24 protein-coding genes and 1 pseudogene are annotated in these 21,842 nt (G+C 73.5%); 7 read left to right on the top strand and 18 right to left on the bottom strand.

The genetic code is table 11. From position 1 onward, the window contains the following. The 5 genes and pseudogenes from DKT69_RS14300 to nadD form a co-directional block, all read right to left on the bottom strand. Nucleotides 1-248: pseudogene (locus tag DKT69_RS14300) on the bottom strand (hypothetical protein); the annotation flags it as partial. Between the two features lie 189 nt (nt 249-437). Next, the gene (locus tag DKT69_RS14305; protein WP_109802056.1) at nt 438-1,310 is read right to left on the bottom strand and encodes a DegV family protein; all 873 of its coding nucleotides are present in this window, start codon (nt 1,308-1,310) and stop codon (nt 438-440) included. A 47-nt stretch (nt 1,311-1,357) separates the two neighbouring features. Further along, a complete protein-coding gene (locus tag DKT69_RS14310; RefSeq protein WP_109802057.1) occupies nt 1,358-1,987 on the bottom strand; it encodes a histidine phosphatase family protein in 630 nt (209 codons plus the stop codon). Next, nucleotides 1,984-2,394 (bottom strand): ribosome silencing factor, encoded by a 411-nt coding sequence (rsfS, locus tag DKT69_RS14315; RefSeq protein WP_109802058.1) that lies wholly within the window; start codon nt 2,392-2,394, stop codon nt 1,984-1,986. The genes DKT69_RS14310 and rsfS overlap by 4 nt, the downstream gene beginning before the upstream one ends. A 110-nt stretch (nt 2,395-2,504) precedes the next feature. Then, nucleotides 2,505-3,101 carry a nicotinate-nucleotide adenylyltransferase gene (gene nadD, locus DKT69_RS14320; RefSeq protein ID WP_109802080.1) on the bottom strand — a complete coding sequence of 199 codons (597 nt, stop codon included), beginning with the start codon at nt 3,099-3,101 and terminating at the stop codon, nt 2,505-2,507. A 152-nt stretch (nt 3,102-3,253) separates the two neighbouring features. Here nadD and DKT69_RS14325 point away from each other — a divergent pair, with 152 nt between their 5' ends. Continuing rightward, nucleotides 3,254-3,901, top strand: a complete 648-nt coding sequence (locus DKT69_RS14325; protein WP_109802059.1) for a PadR family transcriptional regulator — start codon at nt 3,254-3,256, stop codon at nt 3,899-3,901. A gap of 159 nt (nt 3,902-4,060) precedes the next feature. Beyond that, a complete protein-coding gene (locus tag DKT69_RS14330) occupies nt 4,061-5,266 on the top strand; it encodes an FAD-dependent monooxygenase (RefSeq protein ID WP_109802060.1) in 1,206 nt (401 codons plus the stop codon). Between the two features lie 72 nt (nt 5,267-5,338). On the opposite strand, the gene pepN is transcribed toward DKT69_RS14330, so the two are convergent. After that, nucleotides 5,339-7,855, bottom strand: coding sequence for an aminopeptidase N (gene pepN, locus DKT69_RS14335; protein WP_109802061.1), 2,517 nt, complete (start codon nt 7,853-7,855; stop codon nt 5,339-5,341). Between the two features lie 66 nt (nt 7,856-7,921). On the opposite strand from pepN, the gene DKT69_RS14340 reads away from it, so the two are divergent. Next, complete coding sequence (locus DKT69_RS14340) at nt 7,922-8,140, top strand: DUF397 domain-containing protein (RefSeq protein WP_089013001.1); 219 nt, start codon at nt 7,922-7,924, stop codon at nt 8,138-8,140. Between the two features lie 46 nt (nt 8,141-8,186). Here DKT69_RS14340 and DKT69_RS14345 read toward each other — a convergent pair whose 3' ends face one another. Beyond that, on the bottom strand, nt 8,187-8,597 hold the full coding sequence (locus DKT69_RS14345; protein WP_109802062.1) for a hypothetical protein: 411 nt from the start codon (nt 8,595-8,597) through the stop codon (nt 8,187-8,189). Between the two features lie 220 nt (nt 8,598-8,817). On the opposite strand from DKT69_RS14345, the gene DKT69_RS14350 reads away from it, so the two are divergent. Beyond that, nucleotides 8,818-10,065: a cytochrome P450 gene (locus tag DKT69_RS14350; RefSeq protein WP_109802063.1), complete on the top strand. Its 1,248-nt coding sequence runs from the start codon at nt 8,818-8,820 to the stop codon at nt 10,063-10,065. Between the two features lie 7 nt (nt 10,066-10,072). Here DKT69_RS14350 and DKT69_RS14355 read toward each other — a convergent pair whose 3' ends face one another. From DKT69_RS14355 to DKT69_RS14370, 4 genes are read right to left on the bottom strand one after another with little or no spacing between them, the layout of a single operon-like run. Continuing rightward, nucleotides 10,073-10,531 carry a hypothetical protein gene (locus DKT69_RS14355; protein ID WP_109802064.1) on the bottom strand — a complete coding sequence of 153 codons (459 nt, stop codon included), beginning with the start codon at nt 10,529-10,531 and terminating at the stop codon, nt 10,073-10,075. Between the two features lies 1 nt (nt 10,532). Next, a complete protein-coding gene (locus tag DKT69_RS14360; protein WP_109802065.1) occupies nt 10,533-13,013 on the bottom strand; it encodes a molybdopterin oxidoreductase family protein in 2,481 nt (826 codons plus the stop codon). A 3-nt stretch (nt 13,014-13,016) separates the two neighbouring features. After that, nucleotides 13,017-13,556 (bottom strand): HPP family protein, encoded by a 540-nt coding sequence (locus DKT69_RS14365; RefSeq protein ID WP_109802066.1) that lies wholly within the window; start codon nt 13,554-13,556, stop codon nt 13,017-13,019. 43 nt (nt 13,557-13,599) lie between these two features. Further along, nucleotides 13,600-14,139, bottom strand: coding sequence for an SRPBCC family protein (locus DKT69_RS14370; RefSeq protein ID WP_146231081.1), 540 nt, complete (start codon nt 14,137-14,139; stop codon nt 13,600-13,602). Between the two features lie 222 nt (nt 14,140-14,361). On the opposite strand from DKT69_RS14370, the gene DKT69_RS14375 reads away from it, so the two are divergent. Continuing rightward, nucleotides 14,362-15,606, top strand: coding sequence for a glycosyltransferase family 2 protein (locus tag DKT69_RS14375; protein WP_236647917.1), 1,245 nt, complete (start codon nt 14,362-14,364; stop codon nt 15,604-15,606). Nucleotides 15,607-15,635: 29 nt separating this feature from the next. On the opposite strand, the gene DKT69_RS14380 is transcribed toward DKT69_RS14375, so the two are convergent. The 3 genes from DKT69_RS14380 to DKT69_RS14390 are packed head-to-tail and all read right to left on the bottom strand — an operon-like array spanning nt 15,636 to nt 17,576. Continuing rightward, nucleotides 15,636-16,286: a DUF3618 domain-containing protein gene (locus DKT69_RS14380; RefSeq protein WP_109802068.1), complete on the bottom strand. Its 651-nt coding sequence runs from the start codon at nt 16,284-16,286 to the stop codon at nt 15,636-15,638. Then, complete coding sequence (locus DKT69_RS14385) at nt 16,283-16,750, bottom strand: phage holin family protein (protein ID WP_109802069.1); 468 nt, start codon at nt 16,748-16,750, stop codon at nt 16,283-16,285. The genes DKT69_RS14380 and DKT69_RS14385 overlap by 4 nt, the downstream gene beginning before the upstream one ends. A gap of 31 nt (nt 16,751-16,781) precedes the next feature. Next, entirely contained in the window at nt 16,782-17,576 is a 795-nt protein-coding gene (locus DKT69_RS14390) for a F0F1 ATP synthase subunit B family protein (RefSeq protein ID WP_109802070.1), read from the bottom strand. Nucleotides 17,577-17,773: 197 nt separating this feature from the next. Here DKT69_RS14390 and DKT69_RS14395 point away from each other — a divergent pair, with 197 nt between their 5' ends. Continuing rightward, complete coding sequence (locus DKT69_RS14395) at nt 17,774-18,256, top strand: DUF4383 domain-containing protein (protein ID WP_109802071.1); 483 nt, start codon at nt 17,774-17,776, stop codon at nt 18,254-18,256. 124 nt (nt 18,257-18,380) lie between these two features. Further along, nucleotides 18,381-19,040 (top strand): DUF6766 family protein, encoded by a 660-nt coding sequence (locus DKT69_RS14400; RefSeq protein ID WP_109802072.1) that lies wholly within the window; start codon nt 18,381-18,383, stop codon nt 19,038-19,040. Between the two features lie 28 nt (nt 19,041-19,068). Here DKT69_RS14400 and DKT69_RS14405 read toward each other — a convergent pair whose 3' ends face one another. From DKT69_RS14405 to rplU, 4 genes are all read right to left on the bottom strand, one after another. Then, entirely contained in the window at nt 19,069-19,518 is a 450-nt protein-coding gene (locus DKT69_RS14405; RefSeq protein WP_109802073.1) for a GNAT family N-acetyltransferase, read from the bottom strand. Nucleotides 19,519-19,588: 70 nt separating this feature from the next. After that, nucleotides 19,589-21,073, bottom strand: a complete 1,485-nt coding sequence (obgE, locus tag DKT69_RS14410) for a GTPase ObgE (RefSeq protein ID WP_109802074.1) — start codon at nt 21,071-21,073, stop codon at nt 19,589-19,591. An 89-nt stretch (nt 21,074-21,162) separates the two neighbouring features. Then, the gene (gene rpmA / locus DKT69_RS14415; RefSeq protein WP_109802075.1) at nt 21,163-21,417 is read right to left on the bottom strand and encodes a 50S ribosomal protein L27; all 255 of its coding nucleotides are present in this window, start codon (nt 21,415-21,417) and stop codon (nt 21,163-21,165) included. Nucleotides 21,418-21,428: 11 nt separating this feature from the next. Then, on the bottom strand, nt 21,429-21,743 hold the full coding sequence (rplU, locus tag DKT69_RS14420; RefSeq protein ID WP_067312477.1) for a 50S ribosomal protein L21: 315 nt from the start codon (nt 21,741-21,743) through the stop codon (nt 21,429-21,431). Between the last annotated feature and the right edge of the window lie 99 nt (nt 21,744-21,842).

Raw genomic sequence — 21,842 nt, forward strand, 5'->3', positions numbered from 1 at the left:
GGGAACGGGTCCGGCACGGGCCGTTCGAACCGGCTCGGGGGAAGCAGGTCGAACGTCGGCCAATCGGGATCGATCGCGGCCGCCGGACCGACCGGCCGAGGGTGGGGGTGGGCCGCCGGGTCGGGACCGGTGCCGTGGTGGTCGGTGGGCGCCGGCGAGCCCGGATACGGGTCGGCCGTGACCGTCGGCGACGGGTCGAACAGGCGGGACAGCCGCTGCCGTACCCGGCTCTCCTGGTCATCTGGCACGACGCGAGGCTAGGGCGGGCAGGCCGCTGCGCTCAGGCCCGCGCGTGCCCCCTGTGGACGAACACGTCCCCTGTGGACAACGCCCTGATCATGCGGCGACGTGGTAACAGGCGGACGCGGACCGCACCGGGATTCCGACAGGCGCGCCCGGCCGACAGCCCGCCCCGCCGGTCACCACGTGGGATCCGGTCAGCCCTCGGGCGACGCGTCCGGCCCGGATCGGCGGTGGATCACCACGCAGGCCAGGCCCGGTCCGGCGTGCGCGGCGACCACCGCGCCGGCCTCGGAGACGTACGTGTCGTGGAGGCGGTCGCCGAGCCGGTCGGTCAGCGCCGCGACCAGTTGTTCGGCGCGCTGCGGTGCGGCGAGGTGGTGCACGCCGAGGTCCACCTCGGCGTCGCCGGCCGCCTCGACCGCCAGGTCGATCAGGCGGGCCACGCCCCGGCTGGCGGTGCGCACCTTGTCCTTCACCACGATCGCGCCGTCCGGCATGTGCATGATCGGCTTCACCGACAGGGCGGTGCCGAACAGCGCCTCGGCGGCATTGATCCGGCCACCCCGCCGCAGGAACTCCAGCGTGTCGACGTAGAAGAAGATGGTGGTCCGGTCGACCGCGTCCAGCGCGGCCTGCCGTACGGCGGCGAGGTCGGCGCCGCGCGCGGCGGCCGCGGCGGCGGCGAGCACCGGGAAGCCGAGACCCATTCCGGTGGAACGGCTGTCGACCACCGCGACCCGGTCGCCGACCTCGGCGGCGGCCAGCCGGGCCGCCTCCACCGTGCCGGAGAGTTCGGCGGAGAGGTGCACCGAGACGACCCCGTCGGCGCCTCCGGCGAGCAGCGAACGGTAGACCTGGGCGAACTGCTCCGGCGACGGCCGGGAGGTGCTCACCGAGACCCGCCGCCCGCCCAGCGCCTGGGTGGCGTCGGCCGGGGAGGTCTCCACCCCCTCCAGCCCCTCGGCCCCGTTGAGCACGACGGTCAGCGGGACGACGGTGAGCCGGTGCGCGCGCACCAGCTCGGGCGGGAGGTAGGCGGTGGAGTCGGTGACGACCGCGACGGGCATGCCCGGCACGCTAGCCGATGTCGTCGCGGCGTGCCGGGGCCGTTCGGTCAGACCGCCTCGGTCAGCGCCGGCTGCGTGATCAGGCCGACATTGTGGGCGCGCAGGTGCCAGCCCCGGACATCGTCGTGGCGCAGCTCGGTCCAGTGGCAGTTGGACAGGGAGCCGACGCTGCGCAGCACCGCGTGGTCCCAGCCGAGCAGGTGCCCGACGCCCTGCCGGGCGCCGCCGCCGTGAGTGGTCACCACCACGGTGCCGCCGACGGCGAGGTCGGCCGCGTCCTGGAAGGCGGCGCCGATCCGCTTGCCCAGGTCGTGGAGGCTCTCGATCCCGGAGCCCGGGTCTGGGTCGCCGGCGCGCCAGCGGGCGTACTCCTCGGGGAACCGCTCGGCGACCTCGGTGAGGGCGAGGCCCTGCCAGTCGCCGAAGTGCCGCTCCCGAAGCCGGGCGTCGGCGCGGACCGGCAGCCCGGTCAGCGCGGCGAGCGCGGCGGCGGTGTCCGCGGCGCGGCGCAGGTCGCTGGCGACGATGGCGTCCGGGCGCAGCCCGGCGAGCACCGGGGCGGCGGCGCGGGCCTGCTCCCGGCCGAGGTCGTTGAGGGGTATGTCGGTCTGCCCCTGGACCCGGCTGGCGGCGTTCCAGTCGGTGTTGCCGTGCCGCCAGATGATCAGGCGGGTCATTCCGCGGCGGCGGCGCCGGTGGTGGTGTCGGCGTCGACGAGGTCCCGGTCCACGAACGGGATCTGCGGGCAGTCCTTCCAGAGCCGGTCGAGGGCGTAGAACTCGCGCTCCTCGGTGTGCTGGACGTGCACCACGATGTCGACGTAGTCGAGCAGCACCCAGCGGCCGCCCCGCTCGCCCTCGCGCCGGACCGGCTTGGCCTTCTCCGGCAGCTCGAGCAGGCGCTCCTCGATGGCGTCGACGATGGCCAGCACCTGACGCTCGTTGGGGGCCGCGGCGAGGACGAACGCGTCGGTGATGGCGAGCTGGTCGCCCACGTCGATGATGACGATGTCCTGCGCCTTCTTGTCGGCCGCGGCCTGGGCGGCGGCCATCGCCAGCTCGTGAGCGCGTTCGGAAACTGTCACCGTTCTCCTTCGATCAACCGTGCGACCCTCCAAGCCTCTCACACCCGGCCGGGCGACGACTTGTCAGTTCTGGTCGATTACGCGGACGTACGCTCACATTCTGGGCGGCATCACTGCTGGTAGAGGCGCCGCTTGGCGATGTACTGCACCACACCGTCGGGCACCAGGTACCAGACCGGCTCGCCCCGGGCGACCCGGGCGCGGCAGTCGGTGGAGGAGATCGCCATCGCCGGCACCTGCACCAGGCTCACCGTGTCGGCGGGCAGGTGCTTGTCCGACAGCTCGAAGCCCGGCCGGGTCACCCCGATGAAGTGGGCCAGCTCGAAGATCTCGTCGAGATCCTTCCAGGAGAGGATCTTCTCCAGCGCGTCCGCGCCGGTGATGAAGAAGAGCTGCACCTTCGGGCCGTACTCGGCCTGCAGGTCGCGCAGCGTGTCGACGGTGTAGGTCGGGCCGCCCCGGTCGATGTCCACCCGGCTGACCTGGAACCGCGGGTTGGAGGCGGTGGCGATGACCGTCATCAGGTACCGGTCCTCGGGCGGGCTGACCGGCTCGTCGACCTTCTGCCACGGCTGACCGGTGGGGACGAAGACCACCTCGTCCAGCTCGAACCGGTCCGCCACCTCGCTGGCCGCGACCAGGTGCCCGTGGTGGATCGGGTCGAACGTGCCGCCCATGATCCCGATCCGCCGGATGTCTTCCTCCACCCCGCGATCGTAGGCCGACCGCTCCCACCGGCAGTTCCGGCCCGTCCGCCGTCCGCGCAGCAGGACGGCCACGGAATGGGCTTCCCTAACCCGACCTCCCGGCCGTATATTCGTCGACAAGTAACCGCCAGCGAGCATGGGGGGAGGCCAACATGCCCAAGCAGCGCAAGGTCGGCAACCTGTTGGCACTGGCCGTCCTGTCGGTACTCGTCCGGCGACCCATGCACCCGTACGAGATCGCCACCACGCTCCGGTCCTGGGGCAAGGACCAGGACATGGACATCAAGTGGGGGTCCTTCTACACGGTCATCAGGAACATGGACCGGCACGGGCTGATCGCGCCCGTGGAGAGCATCCGGGAGGGCCGGCGCCCCGAGCGCACCGTCTACCGGATCACCGACTCAGGGCGGGCGGAGCTGGTCGACTGGGCCCGCGAGCTGGTCTCGATCCCGACGCCGGAGCACCCCCGGTTCCGCGCCGGCCTGTCGGTGCTCGCAACGCTGCACCCCGACGAGGCGACGGCTCTGTTGCGGCAGCGGCTGGAGCTGCTGGAAGAGGGGATCAGAGCCGGACGTGACGCGCTGGCGGAGCACCAGCGGCAGATACCGCGGCTGTTCCTGGTGGAGTCGGAGTACGACCTGACCATCCGGGAAGCGGAGGCGGCCTGGGTCCGGGCCCTGCTGGCCGAACTCACCGCGGGCACCTATCCGGGCATCGACGAGTGGCGGGCCTTCCACGAGACCGGCGAGCTCCCGGCCGACCTGAGCGACGCCGCGGAGAGGAGCCGCTCCACGCAGTGACGGACGGCCCCGGCACGGTGCGCCAACACCGCGCCGGGGCCCTTACCTCGAACCACACCTGGAAGGTGCCCGGCCCGAAGCGGCAACCACGAGGATAGCCGGGTCCCTTCCAGGTCGGTTCGCCACGCACGACGACCGACGACCCCTGGGAGGGGAACCATGACCAGAGTGAAGACAGCGATCGTGATCGGCGGCGGCATCGCCGGTCCCGTGACGGCGTTGGCGCTGCGCCGCGCGGGCATCGCCGCCACCGTGCAAGAGGCGTACCCGGGCACCGCCGACGGCGTCGGCGGCACGCTCGCGCTCGCGCCCAACGGCGTCGCGGCCCTGCGCCTCGTCGACGCGGACACGGCGGTGACCGACATCGCCACCCCGATCCGCCGGATGGAGATGGCCGTCGGCCGGCGGCACCTCGACATGCCGGGGCTGGACGACGTGCCGCCGCTGCAGGTGGTGCACCGCCACGAACTGCACCAGGCGCTGCACGACCGCGCCCGGGCCGAGGGCGTGATCATCGAGTACGGCAAGCGTCTGGTCGACGTCCGGGAGACGGCGACCGGCATCACCGCCAGGTTCGCCGACGGCGACACGGCCACCGCCGACGTCCTCATCGGAGCCGACGGCATCCGGTCGACGGTCCGCGCCCTGATCGACCCGGACGCCGCCGGGCCGCGGTTCACCGGCCTCCTCGGCTTCGAGGCGGTGGCCCGGCACGAGGTCGACGTGGAGCCGGGCACCATGACCTTCGCCTTCGGCCGGCGGGCCTACTACCTCTACTGGCCCGAGCCGGGCGGTGGCACCCGCTGGGGCGCCAATCTGCCGCAGGTCCGGCCGATGAGCCTCGCCGAGGCCCGTGCGGTGCCGCCGGCCGAGTGGCTGCGGACGCTGCGCGACGCGTACGCGGACGACGACCCGGGCCGCCAGCTGATGCTGACCAGCAGCGACGACGACCTGCGGGCGGTGGGCTCGATGCACATCATGCCGCCGGTCCGGCACTGGCACCGGGGCCGCATGGTGCTGGTGGGCGACGCGGCGCACGCGCCCTCCAACAGTTCGGGTCAGGGCGCCTCGCTGGCGATCGAGAGCGCGGTGCAGCTGGCCCGCTGCCTGCGCGACCTGCCCGACGCCCCGTCCGCGTTCGCCGCCTACGAACGCCTGCGCCGGGATCGGGTCGAGAAGATCGCCGCGCGGGCGGCGCGGATCAACCAGGCCAAGGCCCCCGGCCCGGTGGCCCGGGCGCTGATGCCGCTGCTGATGCCGCTGCTGATGAAGACCGCGATGAACCCGGAGAAGACGCTCGGCCCCGAGCAGCGTTACGTCATCGACTGGGACGCCCCGGTGTCGCCGGTCCCGGCGGCACGCTGACTCGGCGCGGTGGGTGGCGCACCCCGGTCGGGTGCGCCACCCACGCCGGACCCACCGCCGCGCGCGGCCCGGTCAGGCCGCCGCGGCGGCCGCCGCCGTCCGGGCGACCAGCGCGCGGCGCAGGTCGTCGTCGGCGTCGGTGACCCGCCGGCGCAACCCCGGCGTGAGGTCGTCGCGGGCCAGCAGCGCCGCGGCCAACTCCCGGGTGGGCTGCGCCACGGCGTAGCGGGGGAAGGCCAGGGCCGCCACCCGGTCGGCCGTCCAGGGGGTACGCAGCCGCGCCGCGGCCGGCATGTCGGCGAAGTACCGCTCGACGTACGACGCGGTCAGCTCGGCCTGCTCCGGCTGCCAGAAGCCCTCCGCGGTCGCCTCCACCAGGCGGTTGGAGAGCTCGGCGTTGACCGTGACGATCTCCCACGCGGCCCGCTTGGCCGCCGGGTCGGGCAGCGCGGCGCGGCAGCTGGCGGCCCGTTCCGCCCCGGTTGCGCTGCGGTCGGCGGCCGCCTCGGCGGCGATCTCCGGTTCGCCGGCCGCGCCGAGCACGACCAGGCGCAGCAGCAGCGCCCAGCGCAGGTCGGCGTCCACGGCGAGCCCCGCCGGCACGCCGTCGCCGGCCAGCCAGCCGCCGAGCAGCGCGGTGTCGGTGGTCGACGAGATCAGGCCCCGGGCCGCGGCGAGCTGGAGCGACCCGCCGGGCGGCGCCCCGGCGAGCAGCGTCGCGCAGGCCCCGGCGACCCGCAGCAGGGCCGCGTCGCGGGCCAGCGGGTCCAGGTAGCGGTCGATCAGGCCGCGGCTGAGGGTGAGCACGTCCTCCGCGATGATCACCTCGGTCTCGGCGGGCAGCGCCGCCGCGATCAACGCCACGAGGGCGGCGACGGGCCGCTCCCCGTCGGTGGCCGCGTCGAGCGCCTCACCCCAGAGCAGCGCCCGGGCCAGCGGGTCGGCCAGCGCCGGCAGCACCATCGGCACCGCGTCGGCGGAGGCCGGGTCGAGGCGGATCTTGGCGAAGGTCAGGTCACCGGCGTTGGGCAGCAGCAGGCCGGTGGCGGCCTCGCCGACCAGTCGGTCCAGCTCGGTACGACCCTTGTCGGCGTCCGGGTCCAGGTCCACCTCGAACCGGCTGGCGGTGCCGTCGGCGGCGTACCGGCCGACGCCGATGCGGTGCGGGCGCAGCACCGGGTACGCCTCCGGCGCGGTCTGCACCACCGCCGCCTCGGTCCACCGGCCGTCGACGTCCACCGCCGTCTCCATCCGCAGCGTGTTCACCTGGGGGCGGCGCAACCAGCGCTCGGCCCAGTCGGTGAGGTCCCGCCCGCTGGCGGCGCTGAGGCTGGCGAGCAGGTCGGCCAGGGTGGCGTTGCCGAACCGGTGCGCGGCGAAGTGCGCGTTCAGCCCGGCCAGGAAGACGCCGTCGCCGAGCCAGGCGACGAGCTGCCGCAGCACGCTGGCGCCCTTGGCGTACGAGATGCCGTCGAAGTTGAGCAGCCCCTGCGCGGCGTCCGCGACCTCCTCCGGCGCGACGGGGTGGGTGGAGGGCCGCTGGTCGGCCGCGTACCCCCAGGCCTTGCGGCGCATGGCGAAGGTCGTCCACGCCTGGTCGAAGCGGGTGGCCTCGGCGGTCACCCGGGTGCCCAGGTACTCCGCGAAGGACTCGTTCAGCCAGAGGTCGTCCCACCAGCGCATGGTCACCAGGTCGCCGAACCACATGTGCGCCATCTCGTGGGCGATGGTGGTGGCGCGCAGCTCGCGCTGGGTGTCGGTGACCGCGGAGCGGAAGACGTAGTCGTCCCGCAGGGTCACCAGGCCCGGGTTCTCCATCGCGCCGGCGTTGAACTCGGGCACGAACGCCTGGTCGTACTTGCCGAACGGGTAGCGCTCGGCGAAGAGCTGATGGAACCGGTCGAGGCACTGCCTGGTGACGGTGAAGATCTCGTCGGCGTCGGCGTCCAGGTGGGCGGCGAGGGAGCGCCGGCAGTACACGCCGAGCGGGATGCCGTCGTGCTCGTCGTGCCGGACGTGCCACGGCCCGGCGATCAGCGTGAAGAAGTACGTCGCCAGCGGCGCGGTCGGGGCGAACTCCCAGCGCCCCGGCGCGGGCCGGGCGGCGACCTGGCCGTTGGCTGCGACCGTCCACTCCGGCGGGGCGGTGAGCGAGAGCGTGACCGGCGCCTTCAGGTCCGGCTGGTCGAACGCGGCGAAGATGCGCTGCACGTCGTCGAGGAACGACATCGCATACAGGTACGTCTCGCCGTCGGCCGGGTCGACGAAGCGGTGGATCCCCTCGCCGGTGTTCGAGTACGCCATCTCGGCGCGGACGGTCAGCGTGTTCTCCGCGGCCAGGCCGGTCAGTGGCAGCCGGTTGTCGGCCAGCGCGGCGGGGTCGAGCTCCCGGTCGTTCAGCCGCGCCTCGATCAGGCCGGCGGGTTTGACCTCGGCGAAGGTCTCGGCGCCGGGGGTGGCCCGGAACCGGATGGTGACGGCGGAGCGGAACCGCTCGCCGGTACCGGTCAGGTCGAGGTCCACCTGGTAGGACTCGACGGTAATCAACGCGCCACGCGCGGTCGCCTCTACACGGGTCAGGCTTGGCATCCGCTTATCCTGCCCGATGGGGATCCGGACGGGCTTCCCGTGAGGCATGGCGATGGAGGAACAACGATGGGTCAGCACCCCAAGGGCGACTTCGACCTCACCCGGGCGGTCTGGCAGCGGGCCGAGGGCGACACCTCCGACAGCGCGGTCGAGGTGGCCTTCGTCGACGATCTGATCGGCATGCGCAACTCGGCCGAGCCGGACGGGCCGGTGCTGGTCTTCACCCAGGCCGAGTGGGACGCGTTCGTCGCGGGCGCCCAGGACGGCGAGTTCGACCTGGACTGACCGCGGCGCTCCGCCGCCGGGACGGTGCGTCACCTCCCGGCGGCGCTCACAGATCACCGTCGCCCCAGCCGAGACCACCCGGACCGGGGGCGTGGTGGAAGCCCGGATGGCCGGCGACGTCGGCGCACCGCTCGCCGTCCGGCCCGACCGCCCCGCAGAACAGCCGCTCGGCCCGCTGCCAGGCGTCGGCGGGCGAGAGCGCGGCGGCACCGAGCGCCAGCTCGGGGCGGAGCAGGCTCAGCGCCTCGGCGTACGCCACCGCCAGTTCCCGGGCCCGGTCGGCGTCGTCGGCGTAAAAGCCGAGGTGCACGGTGAAGTGCCGGGACGGCGCCGGCCCACGGCGCGGCGGCGCGAGCAGCGGCAGGTCGGGGCCGCCCGCTCCGGGCCGGTCGCGGCCGGCGCCGAGCGCCTCGACCACCCGCCGCTGCCGCCAGTACGGCGGCCTGTTGTCCCGCATTCGTCCTCCCCGTCGTCGATCCGGCCCCGGCGGCCGGCCTCGCCTGCGGCAGCCAAACAGATTTCCGTCGGCCGGGGAGGGGCCAGCGCGACGAGCTTCGGCTGGCCCCTCCCCGGTGCTGTTGATTTCGGCGATGATGGGCGGTTCAGCCGGCTGTGCACGGGTAGACGCAAGCGGGCCCAGTGCCGAGCCCGCTGCCGAACCAGGTCAGGAGCAGCAGATGAGCAGCATCCCCGTCGACCGCAGCCCGGACAGCACCCTGGCGTTCCTCCGCGAGGGCTACCGGTTCATCGGCGAGCGCTGCGACCGGTACGGCAGCGACATCTTCCAGACCCGGCTGCTGCTGGAACCGACCATCTGCCTGCGCGGCCGCCCCGCCGTCGAGCTCTTCTACGACGACGAGCGCTTCCGCCGGCGGGGGGCCATGCCGATCCGCGCGCAGCGGACGCTCACCGGGGTCGGCGGGGTGCAGGGGCTGGATGACGCCGTGCACCGGGCGCGGAAGGCGATGCTGATGTCGATCATGACGCCCGCCGCGATCCGTCAGCTCGGCCAGCTCTTCGACGACGAGTGGCGGGCCCGGATCCCGATCTGGGAACGGTCCGGCCCGGTGGTGCTCTACGACGAGGCGGCCCGGATGCTCACCCGGGCGGTCTGCGCCTGGGCCGGGGTGCCGCTGGCCGACCCGGACGTGGCCCGGTGGACCAGCGAGCTGCACGCGATGATCGAGGCCCCGGCCGCGGTCGGCCCCCGGCACTGGCGTGGCCTGCTCGGCCGACGGCGCGCCGAACGCTGGACCGGCGAAGTCGTCGACCGCGTTCGGGCGGGTGCCCTCCCCGCCCCGGAGGGCAGCGCGCTGCGGGTGATCGTCGAGCACCGGGACGACCGGGGCCACCCGCTGCCCCGCCGGATCGCCGCGGTCGAGCTGCTGAACGTCCTCCGCCCGACCGTCGCCGTGGACCGCTTCGTGGTTTTCGCCGCGCTGGCGCTGCACGACCACCCGCAGTGGCGGGAGCGGGTCCGCGGCGACGAGCCGGCCACCGAGACCTTCGTGCAGGAGGTACGCCGCTACTACCCGTTCTTTCCGGTGGCGGCGGCCCGGGTCCGGCGCCCCTTCGAGTGGTCGGGACACCACTTCCCGCTGGGGCGGCGGGTGCTGCTCGACCTCTACGGCACCAACCGCCACCCGGAGCTCTGGCCGGGGCCGGAGCAGTTCCGGCCCGACCGGTTCGTCGGCTGGCGCGGCGACCCCTTCGGCCTGGTCCCGCAGGGCGGCGGAGACCAGCTCACCGGCCACCGCTGCGCCGGGGAGTGGATCACGATCGAGCTGATGAAGCGGGCGGTGACCAACCTGACCACCGCCATGAGCTACCGGGTGCCGCCGCAGGACCTGGCGATCAGCCTGCGGCGGATGCCCGCCCTGCCGCCGAGCGGCTTCCTGATCGACGGCGTGCGCCGCACCGCGTAGGGCGGGCTCACTCCGCCGCCACCAGCGCCTGGGGCGCGGCCTGCTTCATCCGGGTACGCAGCCACTTGAGCTGGATCGCGGTTTCCTGCTCGCAGGACTTCACCACCGCCAGCAGGTCCTCATCGCGGGCCCCGTACGCGGCCTGGCCGACCACCGCCCAGCTGATGTCGCACTCCGCCGCCATCAGGTAGAGGTCCTGCAGGTCGCGGAGCAGCCCGAGCCCGCCGGAGCGGGTGCCGGAGAAGAGCTGCGAGTGCAGCCGGTCCGGTTCCGCCGGGGCGTCCTCGGCGTACCGGTGGGCGAACGGGGCCAGCTTCTCCGCGTGGCCCCGACACTGGCCGGCCAGCCGCTGGCAGGTGTGGAAGATGTCCGGCTCGTCGCGGTGCGCCTCGCCGATTTCGGTGAACGCGTCCCCGAGGCGGTTCTGGGCCTTGTGCAGCAGCCCGAGATAGTGCGCCAGGTGCATCTCACTCCCCTCTCGACGGTGCCTCGGCGGCCGGCCCACCGACGGTGGCCGGGATGCCCGATCCCTCGGGCGGAGCGGAGCCGCCGACGGTGGGTGCGGGCGAGGGGCGGCCCCCGGAGTCCGCCTCCTTCACCACCCGGACGGCGGCGACCTTGAAGATCGGCTGCTTGGAGACCGGGTCCCAGGCGGTGATGGTCAGCTCGTTCGCGGCCCGGTCGTGCCGACGGCCCGCGCCACGATCGGCAGCGCCGCCGTCCGGACCGCCGGGCCCGGCCGGGTCGGCGGCGTCCCAGTAGCCGTAGTGGAAGGGGAGGAAGACCACGCCGGGGCGTACCCCGCAGATCCGGGCCCGGGCGCGGACGGCGCCGCGCGGTGACTCCACCCGGACCAGGTCTCCCTCCCCGACGCCGAGCGTCCCGGCGTCGGCGGGGTTGAGTTCGACCCAGACCTCGGGCGCGGCGTGCACCAACTGGGGGGCGCGCCCGGTCTTGGTGCGGGTGTGGAACTGGTAGACGGTGCGCCCGGTGGTGAGCAGCAGCGGATAGTCGTCGCTCGGCACCTCCGGCGACGGCTGGTACGGCGTCGCATGCAGGAACGCCCGCCCGCGCGGTTCCTTGGCCCGGTACTCGTCGGGCAGCAGCTCCGCCCCGGTGGCCAGGTCGTGGCCGTACGACTCGCAGTAGTCGGGGTCGGTGTTGAAGACCCCGTCGGTGTAGAGCCGCTCGGTGCCGTCGGGGTGCTCCTCGGTGCACGGCCACTGGATGCCGCCGGCGCGCAGCCGCTCGTACGTGATCGCGGTGTAGTCGCAGGGCCGGCCGCGCGAGCACTCCTTCCACGCCTCGAACGCGGCCTCCGGGTCCGACCACTTGACCAGCGGCTGGCCATCCTTGTCCCGGAAGTCCATCCGGCGCGCGTAGTCGAGGAAGATGTCCAGGTCGGGACGGGCCTCGCCGGGCGGCTCGACGGCCTTTTCGGAGATGTGCACCGTGCGGTCCACGCTGGTGAAGGTGCCGGTCTTCTCGCCCCAGGTCGCCGCGGGCAGCACCACGTCGGCCAGTTCCGCGGTCTCGGTCAGGAAGAGGTCCTGCACCACCACGAACAGGTCCGGCTTCGCCAGGATCCGGCGGATCCGGGCCAGGTCCGGCAGGGAGACCACCGGATTGGTGGCGGAGATCCAGAGCAGCTTGATCGAGCCCTGCTCGGCGTACCGGAAGATCTGCATGGCGTGGGTCGGCGGCGCCCAGTGCGGGATGGTGTCCACCTCGACGTTCCAGAGGCGGGCCAGCTCCGCGACGTGCTCCTCGTTCTCCCAGTTGCGCAGGCCGGGCAGATCGCCGTCGGCGCCGCACTCCCGGTTGTTCTGCGCGGTGGGCTGGCCGTTCATCTGGTAGATCCCGGCCCCGGGCCGGCCGATCATGCCGCGAATGAGGTGCAGGTTGTTCACCTGACAGGAGGCCGCGGTGGCCTGGTTGGACTGATAGAAGCCCTGGAGCACGGTGGAGACCAGCCGCTGCGACCGGCCCAGCAGCTCGGCGGCCCGCTCGATGTCGCGGGCCGGCAGGTCGCAGATCTCCGCCACCTTCGCCACCGGGTAGTCCTCGACCACCCGGCACAGCTCGTCGAAGCCGACGGTGTGCGCGCGGACGTACTCCTCGTCGTACCAGCCGCGGTGGATCAGCTCGCGGAGCAGGCCGTTGAGCAGCGCCAGGTTGGTGCCGTTGCGCAGCGCCAGGTGCACGTCGGCCTCCCGGGCCACCGGCGTGGCGCGCGGGTCGACCGCGAGCATCGCCGGCGGGTTCGGCCCGCGCCGCCGGTCCAGCATCCGCATCCAGAGCACCGTCTGGGTCTCCGCGACGTTGTGCCCCCACAGCGCGATCGCGTCGCAGTGGTCCACGTCGGTGTACGACCCGGGCTGCCCGTCGGTGCCGAAGGACGCCTTCAGCGCGGCGGCGGCGGTGGCGGTGCAGAGCCGGGTGTTGCCGTCCATGTGCGGGGTGCCGAGCCCGGCCTTCCCGATCAACCCGAGCGTGTAGTACTCCTCCAGGAAGAGCTGACCGCTGGTGTAGAAGCCGAAGTGGCCCCAACCGCCCGGGCCGTCCAGCAGCTCCTTCGAGCGCGCCACGATCCGGCCCATCGCGGTGTCCCAGTCGGTCTCCACCAGGCGGTCGCCCTCGCGCACCAACGGCCGGCGCAGCCGGTCCGGGCTGTGGTTGGCCTGCCAGCCGTACAGGTCCTTCGGGTCGACCCGGCCGTGGTTGATCCGGTCGCCGGCCCGGCCCCGCACCCCGACGATCCGGTCGTCGACCACCGCGATGTCCATCGCGTCGCCGTTGGAGTGCAGGATCGACGCGCTCGGCACCCAGCGCTGCACGTCGGCCTCGGTGTGCCCGGCCGAGAGGAAAGTGTCCACCCGCGCCGGCCAGCGCTCACCCGGCCCGTACGGGGTGCGCGGCCCCCACGGGTCCGCGATCCGGTCCACCATCGCTCATCCCTCCTTCTTCGAAGGCGCCCAGAACGGCATCGGCCGGCCGGTGGCCCGGATGAACAGCCAGTCGACCAGGGTCACCAGGAGCACGGCGGCGAACGCGGTCACCAGCTGGCTGGGGGTGCGCAGCAGCCCCAGGCTCACGATCAGTGTGGTCGCGCCGGCCGGTGGGTGTGCGGCGTCGAGCAGCACCAGCACCGCGGCGGTGACCGCGAGGGAACCCGCGGCCGCGACGATCCGGGGCACCGAGACGCCCTCCTGGAGCGCCGACCGGTGGTCGGCGAGCCCGGTCAGCACCAGCAGGGCGTACCCGGCGAGCAGCGCCACCAGGTGCCCGATGACGGTGTTGCGCGGTGCCGACTCGGGCTTGCCGGGCTGCTCGACGTGCAGCATGACCGCCGGGCCGAGGCTGGGGAAGAGCCACGGCTGCCGGGTCAGCAGGGCGACCGTGCCGGCCACCACCAGGGCGGCGCCGCTGCCGGCGAAGGCTCTGCCGGCGGTGCCGGCTCGGGGCGCGTTCTGCTCGTTCTGCGCGGCCATGACGACTGCTGTACCCCCGCCGCCCGCGATCGAATCGACCGCGTCAGGCGGCCTCGACCAGCGACTTGATCCGGAACAGCGTGTCCCGCAGCCCCACCTCCGGGTCGTGGCCGGTGGTCCGCCCCAGGGCCCGGCGGACCGGGTTGGACCGCCAGCGCAGCTGGGTCCGGATCTCGGTGCCCCGGTCGTGCGGGGCGGGGACCAGCTCGGCCTGCCCCTGCTGGACCACCGGCCCCTCGGTGACCCGCCAGCTCAGCCGGCCCGGACCCTCGACGGTGAGCTCGGCGCGCCACTCGGTGCCGCCGCCGGCCGGGTCGCTCGCCACGCAGCGCCACCGGTTGTCGTCGAGCTGCTCCAGGGTCGCCCACTCGGCGAGCGCCAGGTCCAGCCGTTCCCGGTCGGTCCAGAAGTCGATCAGGGCGTCCATCGGGCGGTCCACGGTGATCCCCCGCTGGACGACGTACCAGCCGTCCGCCCGCTCGGCCTGGAGCGGACGCCGCCGCCGGGCCACCATCCGGCCGACACCGACGGCGGTCACCGTGGCCGCGCCCGCCAGCGCCCACCTCGTTCCTCTGCTGGTCATCACGTCTCCTCCGCCCGGGCGTCCGGGGATGGACCGCCCGCATCCCGCAGCGCTACCCGCCGGGAGGGCGTCGAAACGACAAATCGGTTTGATTGGCGGAAATTAGGGCACCCGCCGACCCCGTCCCCGCGTTCCTCCGGGAGGCAGCGTGTCCTTCGATCACCGCGGCCCAGGCCGGCCCACCGGCAGCCGGGGGTTCGCCCCGTCGGGCCGGGCGGCGGCATGAGCGCGCCGGCCCGCGATCACCACGCGGCGCTCGCGCCGGCCCCGGTCGTCGGTGGCACGGCCGCCGGGCCGAGCGGCGGCCGGCGACCCGGTCGGCTCCCCGTCGAGTACGTCCTGCCGCTGCGCCGGTCCGACGACAGCAGCCTGACCGGGCTGACCGACCACCTGCGCCACCTCGCCCGGTGGGTGGACGTCACCGTGGTCGACGGCTCCCCGCCGGAGCTCTTCGCCCGGCACGCCGCCGCGTGGCGGGGCCTCGTCCGGCACGTCCGGCCCGACGCCGCACTGGGCGGCGCGAAGGGCAGGGCGCTCGGGGTGCTGACCGGGGTCGGCCTGGCGCGGCACGAACACGTGGTGATCGCCGACGACGACGTCCGGTACGACGAGTCCGGGCTCCGCGCGGTGCACGAGCTGCTGGACCGGGTGGACCTGGTCCGGCCGCAGGGCCACTTCGACCGGCTGCCCTGGCACGCCTGGTGGGACACCGGCCGGACCCTGCTCAACCGGGCGTTCGGCGGCGACTGGCCGGGCACCGTGGCGGTGCGCCGGGGCACCTTCCGCGCGATGGGCGGGTACGACCCGGACGTGCTCTTCGAGGACCTGGAGCTGGCCCGGACCGTGCGGGCGTACGGGGGTGCCACGGCGACGCCCGCCTGGCTGCACGTACGCCGGCTCCCGCCGACCGCCGCGCACTTCCGCGGGCAGCGGATCCGGCAGGCGTACCGGGACCAGGCCCAGCCGCTGCGGCTGCTGGCCGCGCTGGCGGTGCTGCCGGGCGTGGTGGCCGCGCTGGCCGCCCGCCGGCCCGGCCTGCTGCTGCGGGCCGCCGTCGCGACGGTGGCGGTCGCCGAGGGGGCCGGCGGCGGGCCGGGGGCGCCCGGGTCTTCCCGGCGCACACCGCGCTCGCCGCCCCGCTCTGGGTGCTGGAACGCGGCGTCTGCTCCTGGCTCGCGCTGGGCCGGCGCTGGCGCGGCGGCGTGCCCTGCGCGGACGTCCGGGTGCGCGAGGCCGCGCATTCCGTCCGGACGCTGCGCCGCCGGCTGGCCGCGAACGGTCCCGGTGACCTGGTGCTGTGGGTGGAGGCCGCCGGCCGGCCGCGGGGGGCGGTCGCGGACCGCACCGCCGGTGCCACCGGCTCGGCGCCGAGCTGAACCGGTCCCGACACCGGCTCCGCACCGACCGCGACCGGTCCGCCGCGCACGCGACAGCTCGCGGCCCCTTTCCCGAGCGGGCCGGGAGTGACCGCGAGCTGCGGTGGACGAGGACCCCGGTCAGTACCGGACCTGGTCGCGGGACTGCTGTGCGGTGTCCTTGACGTAGTGCGCGGCCGACTTCGTGTCGTCCTTGACCGCGTGCACGGCGTCCTGGGTCGTGGCGCGCACCGACTCGGTGGCCTGCTGCGCCGGCTCGCGCAGCTCCTCCTTGAACTCGCCGGCCACCTCGCCCAGCTTCTCCTTCACCGCGCCGGCGTGCTCGCCGGCCTTCTCCTTGACCTGCGCCGCCACCTGCTGCTCGCGGCGGCTGGCCGGGATCAGCGAGGAGACCAGCATGCCGGCGCCGAACGCGATCAGGCCGGCGGCCAGCGGGTTGCCCTCGGACTTCTCCCGCAGCACGTGCGGGGCCCGCTGGGCGGCGTCCCCGACGGTGGAGGCGGCGGCGTGCGTCTTGTCGCTGACGGTGGAGGCCGCCGAGGAGGCGTGGTGGGCCACCGAGTCGGCGGCGTGACCGGTGCTGTGGCCGTAGTCCGAGGCGGTTCCCATGACCTTGTCCCTCCCATTCTGGAGCGCGTTGCGCGCCCGCTGCTTGCGGTCGTCGACGATGCGGCTCGGGCTGACCTTGTACGCCAGCGCGTCCACGTCGGAGCTGAGGCTGTTACGGGTGGCCTCGATCTCTCGGCGGATCTGGTCGGGGTCAGTGCTCATCTGGTGACTCCCTCCGGGTGCGGCTTGAGCGCGTCGGGGATGCGCTGCACGCTGTCGTTGGTCTGCTTGAGGCCGCGAATCCGCTCGGCGTTCTTCTTGGCCATGGAGTAGAGGACCGCGGCGATGACCGCCCAGATGACGGCCACGATCAGCCCGGCCCAGCCGGCGTCCATCACGTTGGACAGCCCGGCCCAGAGCGCGATCGAGAGGAAGAGCGCCACCATGTAACCGCCGAAGCCGGCGCCGCCGAAGAGCCCGGCGGCCTTGCCCGCCTTCCTGCCCTCCTGGCGGATCTCCGCCTTGGCCAGCTCGACCTCCTGCCGGATCAGCGTGGAGAGGTCGGTGGTGACGGAACGCATCAGCTCACCGAGGGAGCTGCCCCGGACCTCGTCCGCGGTGTGCGGGGCGCCCGTCTCCGCGTGGTAACCGGAGTCCAGTCCGGACCCCTGCGTCGGCATGCTCATGCCGTCGCCTCCCTTCTGACGGATCGGCCGCTCACGGACGGGTGACGCCGCTCGACGGCACGCCCGGCAGCGGGTCGGTCTGGCTCACCGGCGGCAGCGGCCGGCCGGTGCCGGTCTGCGGCTCGGCGTAGCCGCCGCGGGTCGGGTCGGTGTAGCCGCCCGGCTCGGCGTAGCCGGTCTGTGGGTCGGCGTAGCTGCCCGGGGTCGGGTCGAGGTAGCCGCCCGGCGGCACGGCCTCCGGCACCGCGCGCGAGGTCGGGATGACCGCGGTCCGGTCCGGGTCGTAGCCCGGGCCGTACGCCCGGCGGGCCGGGTCGTCGTCGCCGGTGGCGGCGATGTTCTTGGTCAGCCGGCCGGCGAGGACGCCGAGGACGGCGGCGCCGACGAGGAAGGTGCCCGGGTTGCGGCGGGCGTAGCTCTTCACCTCGTGCAGAATGTCGCCCGGCTCGCGCTGCTCCAGCCAGCCGGCCACGCCGTGCACCCGGTCGGCGGCCTGGTGGGCCAGCTCGGTCACCGGGCCGGACTGGCCGCTGTTCTGCGCCATCGAGCGCATCTCCTCGGCCAGCGAGCGGAGGCTGCCGGCGGCGCGCTGCTGCTGCTGGCTGGTCTGGGCGGCGACCTGGTTGCGGGCCTCGCCGTAGAGGTTGCGGGCCTGGCGCTTCGCCTCGCCCACCACCTCCTTGCCCTGCTCCTTGGCGGTCTCCGCGACGGCGCCGCCCGCGTTCGCCGCCTCCGAGCCGACCTGGCGGGCCTGGTCACGGACGCCACCGCCGTTGTGCGACTCCTGCCCGTAGGTGGAGGACGTGGGGGAAAGATCGTAAGTCATGATTACCCTTCCGCTCGGATGGTCATAGCGGTCGTGTCGGGGGGTCGCGCCGACGTTTGTCGGCGTGACCATTGACCTACCCCTAGTCGTCGGGTCCATGCCTGATTCGTCATTTCTCTGCGGAGGCGCCTGGTCGCGGTCACACAATGGAGGGTCGTCCGGTTCCGGGCGGCGGGTGATCCACGGAGGTGACAGCGATGGCACGTGACGTGCGCGGACGCGCCCCGGCCGGCCCGAAGCCCCGGATCCAGCCGGTCGCCGCCGCGGTGGCCGCCGTCTTCGTCCTGATCGGCGTGCTCGGGTTCGTCCCCGGGGTCACCACGCACTACGGTGACCTGGCCTTCGCCGGGCACCACTCGGAGGCGAAACTGCTCGGCCTGTTCCAGGTGTCGGTCCTGCACAACCTGCTGCACCTGCTGTTCGGCCTGGTCGGGCTGGTGCTCGCCCGCCGGGTCGCCGGGGCCCGGCTCTTCCTGGCCGGCGGCGGCGCCGCCTACCTGGGTCTCTGGCTGTACGGCTTCGGGATCGACCTGGAGACCGCGGCGAACTTCTGGCCCTTCAACGACGCGGACAACTGGCTGCACCTGTTCCTCGGCTTCGGCATGCTCGTGGTGGGGCTGCTGCTCTCCAACGACGTGGGCACCGGCGGCCGGCTGGACACCCCGATGGACCGCCCCTGACCTGCGCCGTCACCCGAGCGGGTGGTCCGTGACCCGACACACCCGGCGCGGAGTTTGCCGAATCCCCGCCCGGGGCACCGGAGAGTCACCACGGGGAGTGACCGACGGACAAGGAGGCCCGGCGATGCCACGGTGGTTGCGGGAGAACGCGCTCACGGTCGCCATGCTCGGCGCGTTCCTGATCTTCCTGCTGTTGCAGAGCGTGTTCGGCTGGCGGGTGCACAACGAGGAGCTGAGCCAGTACGGCGCGGCTCAGCTGAGCTGGTGGGCGTACCTCGGCACCGGGCACTTCGCCGAGGCGGTCTTCGAGAACTGGGAGTCGGAGTTCCTCCAGATGGGGGGCTACGTGCTGCTCACCGCGTACCTGGTGCAGAAGGGCTCGGCCGAGTCGAAGCCCGCGGGCCAGACCGACCGGCCCGAGGACGACGCCCGCCGGGCCAAGCCGGACTCCCCCTGGCCGGTCCGGGTGGGCGGCTTCCCCCTGGCCGTCTACCGCAACAGCCTGTCCCTGGCGCTCCTGCTGATCTTCGCCGGCTCGTTCCTCGGCCACCTGTTCGGCGGCGTGGCGGAGTACAACCAGGAGCAGGCGCTGGAGAGTGGCGCCGCCCCGATCGGCGCCGGCCAGTTCCTCTTCACCAGCGACTTCTGGTTCCAGTCGATGCAGAACTGGCAGAGCGAGTTCCTCGCCGTCGGGGTGCTGATCCTGCTCAGCATCGTGCTGCGGCAGCACGCCAGCCCCGAGTCGAAGCCGGTCACCGCCGCGCACGCCGAGACCGGCGCCTGACCGCCCCCGCCGCCCGGGTCGGCCGCCGTCAGGCGGCGACGGGCAGCCGCTTGGCGAAACAGACGCTGTACGGGTTGCCGACGTACTCGCCGTAGACCGGGATGGGCTCGTACCCGCAGGAGGTGTAGAGCCCGATCGCGGCCGGCAGGTACGTCCCCGTCTCCAGGCAGACCACGGCGTGTCCGCGCTGGAAGGCGAGCTCCTCCAGGGCGGACAGCAGCTGACGGGCGATGCCCCGCCCCCGGTACGCCGGACGGACGTACATCCGCTTCAGCTCCCCGGTGTCGCCGTCCAGGGCCTGGAGACCACCGCAGCCGACGGCCCGGCCGCCGACCACCGCCGCCAGGTAGTGGATGTCGTCGTGGGTCAGCGTCGCCTGCCCGTCCAGCCCGCCGTCGGCCGCCCGCAGCTCGCGCTGCTGGGCCGTGACCAGGGCGGCGATCTCGGGATCGGTGGCGGGACGGGATTCGATCAGCATCACGTCACGTTAAGCCGAGCGGATTTCGCGGAGGTTTCCGGCGAACGACCCGAGCACGGACGGGGCCGAGCTATTTGTTGTCGTCCAGGTCGTCGTCGTCCAGGTCGTCGGAGAGGTCCGCGTCCAGGCCGCCGGCCTCCAGCTCGTCCTCGGGACGCCGCCGGCGGGCCTTGCGCGCGGCCAGCCGCTCCGCCGCCGAGGCGCGGGTCGACTTCTCCTCCAGCCGGATGTCGGTGCCCCGGTTGCCCGGGACGAAGTCCACCCCGGCGTAGAGGGTCGGCTGCCAGTCGAACTCCCGGTCGCCGATCCGCACCAGGTCGCCGGGGTTGGCGCCGGCCTTGGCCAGCTTCTCCTCGACGCCGAGGCGGGCCAGCCGGTCGGCCAGGTAGCCGACGGCCTCGTCGTTGTCGAAGTTCGTCTGCCGCACCCAGCGCTCCGGCCGGGCTCCCCGCACGGTGAACGAGCCGTCCTCCTCCACCTCGATGGTGAAGCCGGTGTCGTCGACCGCCTTCGGGCGGATCACGATCCGGGTCGGCTCGGCCGGCGGCGCTGCGAGGCGGGCCTGCTCGACCACCTCCGCCATCGCGAACATCAGCTCCTTGAGCCCCTCGCGGGTGGCCGTGGAGACCTCGAAGACCCGGAAACCGCGCGCCTCCAGGTCCGGCCGGACGATCTCGGCGAGGTCCCGCCCGTCCGGTACGTCGATCTTGTTGAGCGCCACCAGGCGGGGCCGGTCGGCGAGGCCGCCGTACTCGGACAGCTCCGCCTCGATGGTGTCGATGTCGGCGAGCGGGTCCCGGCCGGGCTCCAGCGTCGCCGTGTCGACCACGTGCACCAGCACGGCGCAGCGCTCGACGTGGCGGAGGAACTCCAGCCCCAGGCCCTTGCCGGTGGCCGCGCCCGGGATCAGACCCGGCACGTCGGCGACGGTGAAGGTGTGGTTGTCAACCCGGACCACGCCCAGGTTCGGGACCAGGGTGGTGAACGGGTAGTCGGCGATCTTCGGCTTGGCGGCGGAGATCACCGAGATCAGCGAGGACTTGCCGGCCGACGGGAAGCCGACCAGGCCGACGTCGGCGACGCTCTTCAGCTCCAGCACCACGTCCAGCCGGTCGCCGGGCTCGCCCAGTTCGGCGAAGCCGGGGGCCTTGCGCCGGGCGTTGGCCAGCGAGGCGTTGCCCCGCCCGCCGCGACCGCCCCGGGCCGCCTCGAAGGTGGTGCCCACGCCGACCAGGTCGGCCAGCACCTCGCCGTCGAGGGTCTGCACCACGGTGCCGTTCGGCACCTTGATGATCAGGTCGTGGCCGTTGGCCCCGTCCCGGTTCGAGCCGGCGCCACCCTTGCCGTTCTCGGCCTTCAGGTGCGGACGGAAGTGGAAGTCGAGCAGCGTGGTCACCTGCGGGTCGACGACCAGCGAGACGCTGCCGCCGTGCCCGCCGTCGCCACCGTCAGGCCCGCCGAAGGGCTTGAACTTCTCCCGGTGGATGGAGACACAGCCGTGCCCGCCGTCGCCGGCCTGCATGTGCAGGACGACCCGGTCAACGAACGTCGTCACGACGCCAATCCTTCCAGCGGGGTCCACCCCGCGTGAGAAAAAACGAAGCGGGCCGGGACCCGAGGTCCGCGGCCCGCAACGCCTTCGAACTACTGCTGCGGCACGATGCTGACGGTCTTGCGACCACGCTTGGTGCCGAACTGGACCGAGCCGGTGGCCAGCGCGAACAGCGTGTCGTCGCCGCCACGGCCGACCAGGTCACCGGGGTGGAACTTGGTGCCACGCTGACGGATGAGGATCTCACCCGCGCTGACGACCTGACCACCGAAGCGCTTCACGCCGAGCCGCTGGGCCGCGGAATCGCGACCGTTACGCGAGCTGGACGCACCCTTTTTGTGAGCCATTGGAGGACGACCTACTTCCCGCTGGAGATGCCGGTCACCTTGACCTGGGTCAGCGGCTGGCGGTGACCCTGGCGCTTGTGGTAGCCGGTCTTGTTCTTGAACTTGTGGATCCGGATCTTCGGGCCCTTGGTGTGCGCGGCGATCTCGCCGGACACCGCGACCTTGGCAAGCTTCGCCGCGTCGGTCACCAGGTCGTCACCGTCGACGAGGAGCACCGCGGTGAGCTTCACCGCGTCACCGGGGGCACCGGTGAGCTTCTCGACCTCGATCACGTCGCCCTCGGCGACCTTGTACTGCTTGCCGCCGGTCTTGACGATCGCGTACATCGGAGGCGGACTCCCTGTCGTTGAGGCTGCTGGCGGTCGTTCCCACGGCGACTCGCCGGGTAGCAGTGACACCGGCGGCGCGGGCACGCGGGAACTCGG

The sequence above is a fragment of the Micromonospora sicca genome (genome assembly GCF_003172935.1).
Taxonomy (GTDB): Bacteria; Actinomycetota; Actinomycetes; order Mycobacteriales; family Micromonosporaceae; genus Micromonospora; species Micromonospora sicca.